At 54.7% G+C, this 13096-nt stretch carries 12 protein-coding genes; 8 read left to right on the forward strand and 4 right to left on the reverse strand.

Features of this window, described 5'->3' with window-relative positions; genetic code table 11:
• Window positions 1-63: 63 nt before the first annotated feature.
• The 3 genes from AAA927_RS07840 to AAA927_RS07850 all read left to right on the forward strand — a co-directional run bounded on the left by AAA927_RS07840 (window position 64) and on the right by AAA927_RS07850 (window position 2071).
• Window positions 64-1437: a PTS sugar transporter subunit IIC gene (locus AAA927_RS07840; protein WP_338217250.1), complete on the forward strand. Its 1374-nt coding sequence runs from the start codon at window positions 64-66 to the stop codon at window positions 1435-1437.
• A gap of 217 nt (window positions 1438-1654) precedes the next feature.
• The gene (locus tag AAA927_RS07845; RefSeq protein WP_203634018.1) at window positions 1655-1876 is read left to right on the forward strand and encodes a hypothetical protein; all 222 of its coding nucleotides are present in this window, start codon (window positions 1655-1657) and stop codon (window positions 1874-1876) included.
• Window positions 1877-1882: 6 nt separating this feature from the next.
• The gene (locus AAA927_RS07850; RefSeq protein WP_164507952.1) at window positions 1883-2071 is read left to right on the forward strand and encodes a hypothetical protein; all 189 of its coding nucleotides are present in this window, start codon (window positions 1883-1885) and stop codon (window positions 2069-2071) included.
• Window positions 2072-2224: 153 nt separating this feature from the next.
• Here the strand turns inward: AAA927_RS07850 and AAA927_RS07855 are convergent, their stop codons facing one another.
• The 3 genes from AAA927_RS07855 to AAA927_RS07865 form a co-directional block, all read right to left on the reverse strand.
• Entirely contained in the window at window positions 2225-3817 is a 1593-nt protein-coding gene (locus tag AAA927_RS07855) for a mucin-binding protein (RefSeq protein ID WP_338217254.1), read from the reverse strand.
• Window positions 3818-4080: 263 nt separating this feature from the next.
• Window positions 4081-4830, reverse strand: coding sequence for a hypothetical protein (locus AAA927_RS07860; RefSeq protein WP_338217256.1), 750 nt, complete (start codon window positions 4828-4830; stop codon window positions 4081-4083).
• Window positions 4814-5341, reverse strand: coding sequence for a sigma-70 family RNA polymerase sigma factor (locus AAA927_RS07865; RefSeq protein ID WP_338217258.1), 528 nt, complete (start codon window positions 5339-5341; stop codon window positions 4814-4816). Before AAA927_RS07865 ends, AAA927_RS07860 begins: the two co-directional genes overlap by 17 nt.
• 141 nt (window positions 5342-5482) lie before the next feature.
• Here AAA927_RS07865 and AAA927_RS07870 point away from each other — a divergent pair, with 141 nt between their 5' ends.
• The 5 genes from AAA927_RS07870 (at window position 5483) to AAA927_RS07890 (ending at window position 11822) form a co-directional block, all read left to right on the forward strand.
• A complete protein-coding gene (locus tag AAA927_RS07870; RefSeq protein WP_338217260.1) occupies window positions 5483-6295 on the forward strand; it encodes a gamma-glutamyl-gamma-aminobutyrate hydrolase family protein in 813 nt (270 codons plus the stop codon).
• A gap of 51 nt (window positions 6296-6346) precedes the next feature.
• Window positions 6347-7126 carry a gamma-glutamyl-gamma-aminobutyrate hydrolase family protein gene (locus tag AAA927_RS07875; protein WP_203633984.1) on the forward strand — a complete coding sequence of 260 codons (780 nt, stop codon included), beginning with the start codon at window positions 6347-6349 and terminating at the stop codon, window positions 7124-7126.
• A gap of 231 nt (window positions 7127-7357) precedes the next feature.
• A complete protein-coding gene (gene glpK / locus AAA927_RS07880) occupies window positions 7358-8872 on the forward strand; it encodes a glycerol kinase GlpK (protein ID WP_338217262.1) in 1515 nt (504 codons plus the stop codon).
• Between the two features lie 401 nt (window positions 8873-9273).
• Entirely contained in the window at window positions 9274-11109 is a 1836-nt protein-coding gene (gene glpO, locus AAA927_RS07885) for a type 1 glycerol-3-phosphate oxidase (RefSeq protein WP_338217264.1), read from the forward strand.
• 8 nt (window positions 11110-11117) lie between these two features.
• Entirely contained in the window at window positions 11118-11822 is a 705-nt protein-coding gene (locus AAA927_RS07890) for an MIP/aquaporin family protein (protein WP_338217334.1), read from the forward strand.
• Window positions 11823-11880: 58 nt separating this feature from the next.
• On the opposite strand, the gene AAA927_RS07895 is transcribed toward AAA927_RS07890, so the two are convergent.
• Window positions 11881-13017, reverse strand: coding sequence for a baeRF6 domain-containing protein (locus AAA927_RS07895; protein WP_338217266.1), 1137 nt, complete (start codon window positions 13015-13017; stop codon window positions 11881-11883).
• Between the last annotated feature and the right edge of the window lie 79 nt (window positions 13018-13096).

Raw genomic sequence — 13096 nt, forward strand, 5'->3', positions numbered from 1 at the left:
ACCAGGCGCTTCAATCGTAGGCTTTTGGGGGTACAACTAACTCGTTATGGGAGGTAATGATCTATGCAAGCCATTATGAACTTGCTGGAGAAATACGTCGTTCCTGTAGCTGCGAAAATCGGTTCTATTCCTTGGCTGGTCGCATTGCGTGATTCATTCATCGCAACCTTGCCGATCACCATGGCTGGTTCTCTTGCTACCTTACTGAACGCGTTGCTCTCCACTTATCCAGCTCAATGGGGCATGGACGGCTTCGTTAATGCTGTTCAACCTATCATTCAGATCGATACGGTTGTGTCGATCGGGTCATTAACCATCTTCGCTGTCTTCTTCGCTGCTATGTGGGGTTACCACTTGGCAGAAGCTTACCAAGTTGACGGGGTTGCTGGGACGCTGATTTCACTTTCTGCCTTCTTCATGGGCATCAACAGCAATGCCAGCTTGGCAGTGCCTGGCCTGTCTAAAGGCGCCGTTAAGACCTTGACCACTGCTGGCGCAACTTATGCTAACGGCAGTTTGTCAATTCCGAACGCATTCGCCACTGGTAACTTGGGCTCAGCCAGTCTGTTTACCGCAATGATCTTCGGCGCGATTGCAACGGTTGTTTATATCTGGTTGATGAAGAAAGATATTTCTATCAAAATGCCAGATACCGTGCCACCTGCAGTTTCCAAGGCTTTCACAACCTTGATTCCAGGGATCGCGGCACTGTATGTTATTGCCATTATTACTTACCTGTTCCAGGCCTTCACCGGTCAAGCATTCGGTGACTGGCTGTCTGCAACCATTCAGGCCCCACTGCTGCACGCTGGCCAAGGTGCTGGGATGGTGCTGCTGGTTTCCTTACTGGTTCAAGTCTTCTGGTTCTTCGGGATTCACGGCCCGAACGTGCTGGCGCCAATTCTGGAATCCATTTGGGGCACTTCCCAGATTGCAAACATCCAGGCATTCCAGAACCATACTGATTTGCCATACAAGTGGGTACGTGGTTCCTTCGATGCCTACGTTTGGTTTGGCGGTTCAGGTGGTACCATCGTTCTGTTGATTGCCATCCTGATCTTCTCCAAGCGTGCTGATGAAAAAGCCGTCGCAAAACTTGCTTTTGCCCCTGGCCTGTTCAACATCAACGAACCAGTTATGTTCGGTCTGCCAATCGTTTTGAACGCGATTTACTTCATCCCGTTCATCGTAGCGCCAGTTCTGAACACCGCCATTGCTTACTTTGTAACGATGGCTGGCTGGGTTGGCCCAGTTAAGATTGCGGTTCCTTGGATTACCCCGCCAATCTTGAACGCTTTGATGGCCACTGGCTTCGACTGGCGTGCTGCCGTCTTGGCTCTGGTCAACATGATTATCGCCTTCTTCATCTGGCTGCCATTCGTTATGGCTTCTAGCCGGGTTCAAGTTGACGAATCAGGCAACCCAACTGCTGCCTAACGCAGTCGATGCAAGATTAGAAATCTAGCTTCGCCGAAACGCCTCGAGCTGTTGTTGATGCCCGAGGCGTTCCGCTTTTCCCGGTTGCCGACCTTCACGACCTTAATGGCAGCCGGTTGCCTTTGGGAAACGAGTGGCTTATGATAAGCTTTAGCGTATCGGCGAAAGCGATTTCCGTCGACAACGACAACAAAACGAAAAACAAAGGAGTCATCTTATGATTTTTGTTAACTCAGCACTTTACCTCGATAAAATGGTTGCAGTCCTCGAAGCTTACGATCAGGACGGTGTCACCTTCAAATTACAATCAAAGCAAGGCATGCGGGCAACTTTTGCCACTACCGGGACTGACTTGGATGCTGCGGCTAAAGCAGCCAAAGCCGAGATCAAGAAGCAAAGCTGGGCTTCTGCCATCTTGTTCCAAGTTGGCGTTGCTTAACTCGAAATGAAGGCGCACTACAGTTCCGGTATGTTATCGCTCGCCATCGGGTTCTATGTCATCATGCTGAGTCCGAAAACGCCAGGTTCCGGTCAACTTGACCCCGGCCTGTTGACTCTGGGCATCGCACTTGTTGTTTTAGGCGTGATCTTGATCACACACCGGCGGCGCACCAAGAAAAACGACCAGCGGTAATTTCGATTACTCGGTGCACCAAATACGCCCCTCCGACTTTTGCCGGAAGGGCGTATTTTTGTGGGTGGTGCTTTAACAGTAGCCGCTAACCAGAAGCGAGCGCAACGTCTGCACTGTTGCTTGCGCGCTATGCGTTTAATCGGTTTGGGAGGATTAGTGTTGACGGCGCTTGGCCCCAGCCAGACCAAGTGTGCTTAGCAAGGTCACGAACCCGGCGGCAATCAGGCTAGTATCGTCGCTCTCACCGGTGTTGGGTAGTTTATCCGCACTGGCCTTGCTGGTCGTGCCGGTACTCGTCGTACCATTAAACTGACTGCCGGTGCTGCTACTTTCGGTGCCAGTGCTCCCAGTGTTTGTGGCGCTACCGTTGCTACCAGTATCGCCGGGGTTCGGTAAGGCGTTTTTGGTGTAAGTGACGATCGCCTCGGCATCAGCGGTGACGTCTTCAACGGCGGCGATGGTACTTTCACTGGCGGTGTAGCCGGCGATTCTCGGGGAGGTCACAGCCGGGAAGCGGCCGTTAATCCAGTCGCTGTAGCTCAGCACGTGACCGGTCACAAGGTCGACAACGGCACTACGCGTCGCAGTTGCGACGCGGGTCGCATCAGGCGCCGCCGTGGTGCCATCCGCGTATTGGTAGTGAATGGTCTCAGTGTTCGTCCGGTTCAAGTCGCTGGCCGTGACGTCGCCAACGTATGGACCATCAGCTTTAACCGCGGCGTGCTTGTGCACCAAGTGAATCTGAATGGTTTGGTGCTGGTCGGTGTTGTTAGCCGTGTCAGCGGTGTAGGTAATGTCGCCGCTGGCGCTTTGACCAGCTGCCAACTCATAGCCGGCTGGAATTTGATCGGTCAAGTCATAGGCCTGCGGGTCTGACTCGATGTTGCCGGAAAAGTCGGTAGCGGCGCCAACTGTAGCGCCATTGCCATCATCATCTACGAATTCGACGGAAGCGGTTTGTGGAATCGGGTAGTAGGTGACGTTGGCCGTGGTCAGGCCGTTCGCCGCGTTCAAGGTGGTGACGGCCGGCTGTGGCGGGTAGTAGCCGGCAATGGTTGGGCTGGTAATGCTCTTCGAGTCCTTGGTCGTCCAGGCACCGTAAGCGACAGCGCCGGTGGCCAAGTTGATCTTGTTGCCATCACGGTAAATCGCGATGGATTGCGTCTGGTCTGGCAACAGGGTCTTGCCGCTGGTCCGGCTGATGTAGTGAATGGTTTGCGTCACAGTACCGTTCAAAGCAGCGGCATTCACATCGTCGTTCGGAATGGTCGAGTTATAGTAGGCATTCGCCACGTCCCCTTTGTTCATCGGGGCGTCGTGGTTCACGGTGACAACTTGCGCACCGAGCGTTATCTTGTAAACTAGGTCCTGATCGGTGGTCGACGTGGCGAGTGCGCCAGGACCGCTCATGTATGTGTAGCCTTCCGCTTGCGCCACTTTGATCCGAGCATTATAGTCAGTCGGAATGTGAACGTTAGCGGTGTTGGCCGGTTCCGTATAATTCAATTCGAGGTCTGGCACCTCTTGGTTGTTATAGATAAACTCGAACTTAACGTTGATGGTCGCAGTCGCGGCGATGCCTTGAGACGCGGCCTGAGCGGGCTGCGGGTTGGTGGTGTAGCTGGCAAAGCTGATGCCCGCCAGCAAAGTGCCTGCGACCACTGCGGATACCCAAAGTTTGTGATGCTTATACATTTTCACCCGATAAACAGGCGCGGAACTACCTTGTGTCGAAGTTTTCTTCAATATTGTTATCCCCTTTTTTTCGGCCTCGTACACCCCTATTTTACCACTCTTGTATATTGGCACATATTGAGATTGTGTTTTTGGATATTTGTTTGATAATAGGTTAGCAATTATCTGATATTAATTTGACCAGGCAACAATGGCAACCGGGTAGACGCTGGCGGCGCACCAAGAACAACGACCAGCGGTAATTTCGATTACTCGGTGCACCAAAAACGCCCTCCCGACTTTTGCCGGAAGGGCGTTTTTTCGTGGCCAGGACTTTAATAACTCCCGGTAAACAGAAATGAAAATAGTGCTAGCAATAGGATGAACGCCATCATCCCAAAAGTCACCTTGATCCAAAACATCCCTGAACTCAAGTAATTGTCTCGCTTGTAGTAGCGGTCCATGTGATCTTTGATTTCAATTTGGCTCATGCCCGGAATGGTGAGGAGATTGCGGCGAAACAATTCGCCGTTCGCAGCGGTGAGGACTTCGTTGAAGATATGCCGGTCTGGCGTCTCGAAATCTAGCGTGTACCAAATGTACCACTGCCGCTGATAGAACTTCTGGCCAGGAATGCTCATCCGATGCTTCTTAAAGGCAATCGCCTTGATTTGATCATAGGCATAAGAGTAATACGCCGTTGGGTCATCAATGAACTCAATCACCACAAAGAAAATCATCCGCTGATTGGTAAATAACATCAAGCGATTACCGCGCAAGCTGGACTGGGACTTGATGTAGTCCTTTGCTTTTTGGGTCTGCGGGGCGTACATGCCCATAATGCCATCGGTGGCATAACCGGCGTTTTCTTCGTTGGTCATCGGCATCATGCTCAGGATTTCCTCGTCTGGTGCCAGCAGTTCGGCCACTTGGCTGAGCACTTGTTGCATGGAGATATACAGGCTGGCTTCCCGCGCTTTATACCGCGCCTTTAGCTCGGGCATGTCCTCTAGCCCCGTCACCGTGGTGGGAATGCCATTCATCTGGTTCACGACTTGCACAAAAGGATTAGTTAAAATCGGCATGATTCATTCCTCCTTGGCGTAGTTTCTTGCGGCCCCGTGACAGATGCTGATACACCGCATCGCGCTTCAAATGCAGCTGCTTGGCAATTTCTTCAACCGTGAGGGTCTGGATGAAATACAAGCGGAACACTTGCTGTTCGAGCGGTGACAGCACGGCAAATAAAGCCTCCAGGTCTTGCTGCTTGGCAGTCGGCGCGGCCACCGTCACCGAATCAAGATCAAGCGTCGCAAACGTTGCCGCCAAGCCGCGGGCGTAATCGATAGCCTGATTTTTGGCAATGGCAGTCAGCCAGTTGGAGAAACTCCCCTTGGTTTGGTCAAACTGGTCGATGCGCGTCCAGACTTTGTAATACACCCGATTTTCAACATCATCCGTGAACCCGCGCGCATAAGCGGTCAGTAGCTGATGCCAGACGACTTGCCGAATCAGCCGCCCATACGCCTCCACCAACGCCAACAAGGCATCATCGTCGCGGGCTTTGAGCTTAGCAATCAGTGCTTCGTCATCCATGGTCTCACCCCTTTTTCCCTTACACCCTATCATACGAGATGATGGGCTCAAATCTGACATTATTCGCTAAAAAGTCTTCCTTCTCGCTTCTACCGCCTGCGCTTGGGTACGATTAAAGTAGCCAAGAAGGAGGAGAGTGTCATGCGTCCGTTGATTGGAATACCTGCCGACCAGCTTGCGGTTCCTAGCACTGCCGTCAACACGGTGAACGCCATGGTGGTGCCACGAATGATCAAAAATGCCATTATCGAAGCCGGTGGCACGCCGCTGATTCTGCCATTTCCGGAAGAGTTTCCGGTCATTGACCGGCTGATTGCTGATGATTTGGCGGTCATTGACGGCTTAATGCTGCCAGGCGGGCCAGATATCGACCCGACGCTTTATGGGCAGGAACCGCTGCCGCAACTCGGGGCCGTGGTTTACCCCGAGGACCGTTTCGAGCTGGCGTTGGTCCACCGCGCCGTGACTGAAGGCCTCCCGATTTTTGCCACTTGCCGGGGCATGCAGATGCTCAATGTTGCGCTGGGCGGTGACTTGTATCAGGACCTGGCGTCTGAAGACAGTCACGCCACCATTCGCCATGCCCAAGCCGCCAGCGGGCAATACCCCACGCATCACGTCAACATGATGGCAAACACCCACCTTGAAAAGCTGCTGGGGCCGCGGGGCTACGTCAACTCACGCCATCACCAGGCGGTACGTCATTTAGGCCAAGGCCTGCGCATTAGCGCCACCGCTCCTGATGGTGTGGTTGAAGGTATCGAGTCCATCGCCTCTGAGCAACTGCTGGGCGTGCAGTGGCACCCCGAAAATCTCTACCCCAACGCCCCAGAGCAGCTGCGCCTGTTCAGTGACCTCGTGCGCCGAGCCGCCAAGTTCAAGCGTCAACGCAAGACATTTACCCTGTCAACTTTGTACACTGAAGATAGAGGCGGCAACGTGGCCATGCCTTAGTCGTCCCTTTTTACAAACTTACTTATGTCATCGGTCAAAGGAAGTGAGCAGATGAGACCCATTATTGCCATTGTCGCTGATGTCATCGAAGACCCCAGCGTCAACACCAAACCCAACACAGTTGATATCTCACCCACCATGTTCAAAGATACGATACTAGCGGCCGGCGGTTTGCCCATTGTGGTGCCGTATCCCAGCCAGCTGAGTTTGATTCCGGAAATGGTTCAAGCTTATCTGCCGCTGTTTGACGGCTTGATTTTGCCTGGCGGACCGGACGTTGACCCGACACTGTACGGCGAGGAGCCTAGCCAGGAGATTGGCCCGGCCAATCCGCCGCGGGATCAATTCGAACTGGCCCTGATTCGGGCGACCTACGCCGCTAACAAGCCCATGTTTGGCCTGTGCCGCGGCAGCCACATTCTCAATGTGGCCTTCGGTGGCACCTTGTATCAAGACCTCGCCACCCAGAAAAAAGCCGCCATTCGCCACCTGCAGCGCACCTCAGGCGAATACCCGACGCATCACGTCAACATTGTCCCTCAATCGCGCTTGCATCCGCTCCTAGGCGACCGCGCCTACGTCAACTCGCGCCATCACCAAGCCACGCGCCGCATTGGCAACGGGTTACGCCTAGCCGCCCAAGCCAATGACGGAACGATTGAGGCTTTTGAAAGCAGCGAAAACGATCTGGTGCTGGGCCTGCAGTGGCATCCAGAGAACCTCTGGCAGGCAGATCCGCCGCAGCTGCGCATCTACGCCGACTTTATCGATCGAGTCAAGGCGCACCGGCAAGCCAACCTGACCACCTCGGTGGGCGCAACGGTTCTATAACCTGAAAGGCCTCGACCACAGCGTCGGGGCCTTTTGAGTCGGCTCTCATCATTCTCACCAATATTTAATTTTAACTCAAGCCGGATTGGCCGCGGAAAATCGCGGTTTCGATTGTATAAAATGTAATCGTCTACAATTATTTAATTAGATTTTTGATTTTACCATTTACGACCGCTTATGTAACCGCTATCATCATAACCGTAATCAAACAACTTTCGAGGAGGCAAAAACATGGCTGATCAACAATATATTCTCGCCATCGACGAAGGCACGACCAGTACTCGGGCCTTGATCATCGACCACAGCGGGCAAATCGTCGCTGATGCTCAGCGCGAATTTCCTCAGTATTTCCCTAAACCAGGGTGGGTTGAACACAACGCCAACGAAATCTGGAACGCGGTGCTGTCAACCATCGCCACGGCTTTTATCAACAGCGGCATCCAGCCACGGCAAATCGCCGGCGTGGGCATCACCAACCAGCGTGAAACCACGGTGGTGTGGGACAAGCAAACTGGGCTACCGATTTATAATGCCGTGGTCTGGCAATCACGGCAAACCAGCCCTATCGCCGATAAACTGCGGGCAGACGGCTACAGTGATTTGATTCACGACCACACTGGGCTCTTGATCGACGCTTATTTCTCGGCCACCAAGATTCGCTGGATTCTCGATCAGGTACCTGGGGCCCAGGAACGCGCTGAACGCGGCGAATTGCTCTTTGGCACCATCGACACCTGGATCAGCTGGAAACTATCCGGCGGGGCCATTCACGTCACCGACTACACCAATGCTAGCCGGACCATGTTGTTCAATATCCACACCTTGCAGTGGGACGAGGAAATCTTGAAGCTTTTGAACATCCCTGCCGCGATGCTGCCGGAAGTCCACAGCAACTCTGAAGTCTATGGGCAAACCGCGTCGTATCACTTCTACGGCAGCGGCGTGCCGATTGCCGGCATGGCCGGGGATCAGCAAAGTGCCTTGTTCGGCCAGCTGGCGCTGGAACCTGGTATGGTCAAAAACACATACGGCACCGGTTCATTTATTGTGATGAACACCGGCGAAACGCCAACCATGTCGGCCAATAACCTGCTGACCACCATTGGCTATGGGATCAACAGCAAGGTCAATTACGCCCTAGAAGGTTCCGTCTTCGTCGCCGGCAGTGCCATTCAGTGGCTCCGCGACGCCATGGAACTAGTGCAATCGGCGCCTGATTCCGAGCAAGCCGCCCTGCAATCCACCAGTCAAGATGAAGTGTATGTGGTCCCGGCCTTTACTGGTTTGGGTGCGCCTTACTGGGACTCCGACGCCCGTGGTGCCGTCTTCGGGTTAACCCGCGGTACCACCCGCAACGATTTCATTAAGGCCACCTTGCAATCGCTGGCTTACCAAAGCCGCGATGTGGTGGAAACCATGTACAAAGACACCAAGATTAAAATCCCGGCCCTGCGCGTGGACGGCGGCGCTGCTCGCAATGATTATTTGATGCAGTTCCAAGCTGACATTCTTGGCACGCCAGTTGAACGCGCCGCTAACCTGGAAACCACTGCTATGGGTGCCGCCTTCCTCGCCGGCCTCGCCGTGGGCTTCTGGCAGGACACCGATGAGCTGAAACACCTCATCAGCATCGGCAAACGCTTCGATCCTGAAATGACCGACGACCGCCGCAGCCACCTGTATCAAGGCTGGCAGCAAGCGATTAAAGCCACCATGACCTTTAAACCAGACCAAGCTGCGAAGTAAGGCCGCTTTTAGCCGGATGAGCAGCCTAGCTAGATGGTTTGCCACCGCTTTTCGGTGGCGGGCCAGCTAGCGTAGCTGATCACTCCGGCGTTGGGCTTACGCAGCGCAATTACATGCTGCGGAGTAAGGCCGCTTTTAGCCGGATGAGTAGCCTAGCTAGATGGTTTGCCACCGCTTTTTGGTGGCGAGCCAGCTAGCGTAGCTGATCACTCCGGCGTTGGCCTTACGTAGCGCGACTATGAGCGGAGTAAGGCCGCTTTTAGCCCAACCATTTCACCTTTTATTATTCGCATCATCCCTACCCCAGGGACATCATTTCACCTTTTCAAAAATCGTTTGCTCTGGGGCCTAGTTTTTTGTACGCCATTTTACCTATTCATTTTTACTAGGAGGAATCTGTTATGACTTTTTCCGCAACGACTCGAAAGCAAACCATTGCCCAACTGCAAAGCACCCCGCTTGATCTGTTAATCATCGGCGGCGGCATCACCGGCGCCGGGGTCGCCATTCAAGCCGCGGCCAGCGGCATCAAAACTGGCCTGATTGAAATGCAAGACTTCGCAGAAGGGACATCATCGCGCTCCACGAAGCTGGTGCACGGCGGCATTCGCTACCTGAAGACCTTTGACGTCGGCGTGGTCAGTGACACCGTTAAGGAGCGCGCCGTCGTGCAAGGCATCGCGCCGCACATTCCGCGGCCGTTCCCAATGCTGATGCCGATTTATGATGAACCAGAAGCCACCTATGACATGTTCGCCGTTAAAATCGCGATGGATCTATACGACCGCCTCGCGGGCGTGGAAGGCACCCAGTATGCCAACTACACCATCGACAAGAGCGAAGTCCTGCAACGTGAACCTGGGCTCAAAGCCGATCATTTGCTCGGCGGCGGTGTTTATCTGGACTTTGTGAACAACGACGCGCGGCTGGTGATTGAAAACATCAAGGAAGCCGACGAACTCGGCGGTTTGATGGCCAGCCGCGTCGAAGCGGTGAAGGTGTTACACGATGCTCAAGGCCGGGCAGTGGGCGTGCTGGCCAAAGATGTACTAAGCGGCGACGAATTTGAAATTCACGCCAAGTTGATCATCAACACCACTGGGCCATGGGTCGACAAACTGCGCGCTCGCGATGAACAGCTCAAAGCCAATCCGATGCTGCGCCCAACCAAAGGCGTGCACCTGGTGATCGACAGCAGCAAGCTGTCCGTGCCGCAACCAACTTATTTCGATTCTGGCGTGCATGACGGCCGTATGATTTTCGTGGTGCCACGGGAAGGCAAAACCTACTTCGGCACCACCGATACCGACTTCACCGGCGATTACAAGCACCCGACGGTCACCCAAGCCGACGTGGACTATTTACTCGCGGCGCTGAATAATCGCTATCCTGACGCCCATGTCACCCTCAACGATATCGAAGCCAGTTGGGTCGGGCTGCGGCCACTGATTGCGGCTAATGGGAGCTCCGACTACAACGGCGGCGGGGCTGGCACCGGGAAGGTCTCGGCGGCTAGCTTCGATCAATTGATCAAAACGGTTAACGCCTATGAAGCCGGTGACAGCACCCGCAGCGATGTCGAAACGGCCATCAGCAAGCTCAAAACCGCGCATGCAGAAGGCACGCTCAAGCCTTCGCAAGTTTCCCGTGGATCCGCTCTGGATACCGAAAGCGACGGCATGCTGACGCTGGCTGGCGGCAAGATTACCGACTACCGCAAAATGGCCGCCGGCGCGATTGCGCTGATCATCAAGTTGCTCGCCGCTGACGGGCGTCAGTTCACGGCTGTGGATAGCAAGAAGCTGCAAGTGTCCGGTGGTCATTTTGACCCGACCAACGTGACGGAAACGCTGAACTTCTACACCCGCATTGCTCAAGACGCCGGCTTGCCAGAAGCCGACGCGACCGATCTGGCGAACCGCTTTGGCAGCAACACCAGCCGGGTTGTGTCTTATGCCGATGCCGGCACAGCACCAGGGTTATCACTGAAGGAAACCATTTCGCTGCGCTATTCGGTCAATGAAGAGCTGACCTTGACCCCAGTGGATTATCTGCTGCGGCGCACCAACGCGATGTTGTTCCACGCCACCGACTTGGCGGCGCTGCATGATCCCGTGATCAACGAAATGGCCCGGCTGCTGCACTGGGATGAAGCGACCAAAGCCGCCCTCACCCAGCAGCTCGATGCCACCATTGCCGAAACGCAACTGCAAGGATTAAAGGAGGAGCAAGCATGACTACCCCTATCATGACCCAAGCGCTCGGTGAATTCATCGGGACGCTCGTACTCGTTTTACTCGGTGACGGGGTCGTCGCCGGCGTTTCCCTCGCCCGCTCCAAAGCCAAAGATGCTGGCTGGATTGCCATTGCCCTTGGGTGGGGCCTGGCGGTGACGCTTGGCGTCTACTCCGCCGGCTACCTTGGCCCAGCGCACCTCAACCCCGCCGTCACCGTAGCCTTTGCCGTGATTGGTGTCTTCCCGTGGTCCGGGGTGGTGCCTTTCATCGTCGCTCAAATGCTAGGCGCGTTCCTTGGGGCCGCCTTGGTTTGGCTGCAATACTACCCGCACTGGGCAGAAACCAAAGACGAAGTCGCTATCTTAGGCACTTTTGCCACAGGGCCGGCGATTCGTCGGCCACTAGCGAACTTCTTTTCTGAAGCGTTAGGGACCTTGGTGCTCGTCTTCATGCTGCTGGCCTTCACCAAAGGCAAGTGGACGGATGGCCTCAACCCGATTGGCGTTGGTGCTTTGATCACCGCGATTGGCTTTTCACTTGGTGGCACCACCGGTTATGCCATCAACCCGGCGCGAGACCTCGGCCCGCGGCTGGCGCATGCGGTACTGCCGATTGCCGGTAAAGGCGACTCCGATTGGGGCTACGCCTGGATTCCGGTAGTGGGGCCGCTGGTTGGCGGCGCAATTGGAGCACTGCTCTTCACTTTAATTTAATCTGCAAAAAAGATGCCGCCGGCCCCATTTGAGGGTCGGCGGCATCTTTGATTCTGCTTTACTGGGCGGCGTAGCGACTAATGCCGACCACTTCTTCGCTTAACGTGCTGGATGGCAGCACCTTCACGGCCCCGCCTTGCGCGACGGTCATGGCGGCCAAATCATTCAGCAGGTTATTGTGCTGGGCCTGAGGGCTTTCGGTTTCAATCTGATTATCAACTAAGCGGCCGCGAATTCTAGCCCCTTGGCGAATCACCAAGGTAGCCAGGGCCCGTTGCTGCACCGCTGCCACAATGCTGCCTAGGGCATCGAGATACTTACCAGCGCCGCGGGCGTTATCCAGCTGGGCCAAGAGTTTCTGCGCTTGCCGCTGGCTATAGGCCATGCGTAGGTCATCCAGCGCCAAATCAATGGCCGCAAAGGACAGGTTGCCTGGATTCAGTTCCACTTGCATCGACCCGCTCAGGTAACTGTTGCGACTCACTTCCCGGAACAACGCCAGGTTCTGCGGCAGTCCAAACAACACCAGGCGCCGAGCATTCGGCTTGGAATAGTGATCAGCGATATAGGTATCCACTGCTTGATAGTAGCGGCGCTGATCCACCTCTTCTTCGCTGGCGCGGTCGCTGTGGCCATGGTAGGAGACCTGACCGGAACCTTGGGCCACGGTGTTCACCGAACCACCGCGGCGTTCTTCGCCTAACGTGCCTAGCAGCGTAAGCGGCGCATCCTCTGGCAAGGCGGTTTTGGTCAGCTGATCGCCTAAATTCAGATATAGCTCAATGCGATCGCGTTGCAGCATCAACAAATCGAAATCCAAATGGCGTTCATCATCCAAAATCATTGGCAAAATCTGCGGACGCGCTGTCACCATCGCCAGTTGGCTCACCGGATATTCCAGCGCCCGCTGATAGACGCTGTGCCCATCGGTGATTAAGCCCACCCCTTGGCCGGTCACATCCACCAACGGCTGAGCGCCCAGATGCGCATTCAGAGCGCGTTCATAAATCGAAAAATCCGCTTCTGGGGCCGTTTGCGTCATCACATCTTGAGTGTGATCGAGCAAATGCCGGATGATCAACTTGGTTTTTTCAACGCTTTGTCCTGCCTCTAAGGGAAGATATAACGTCACAAAAGGGCCAGTCTGCGCTGCGGTCAAGAAATCCTGCAAGGTTTGAACGGTTTCAGTTGCCATAACAATTCCTCCTTCTTGTGGTGCGGCTAACTGCCACATGGGCCTACTTCAACCATAACAAGTTAGCGCTATCGCTGGC

Source organism: Lacticaseibacillus salsurivasis (assembly GCF_036246225.1).
GTDB classification, from domain to species: domain Bacteria; phylum Bacillota; class Bacilli; order Lactobacillales; family Lactobacillaceae; genus Lacticaseibacillus; species Lacticaseibacillus salsurivasis.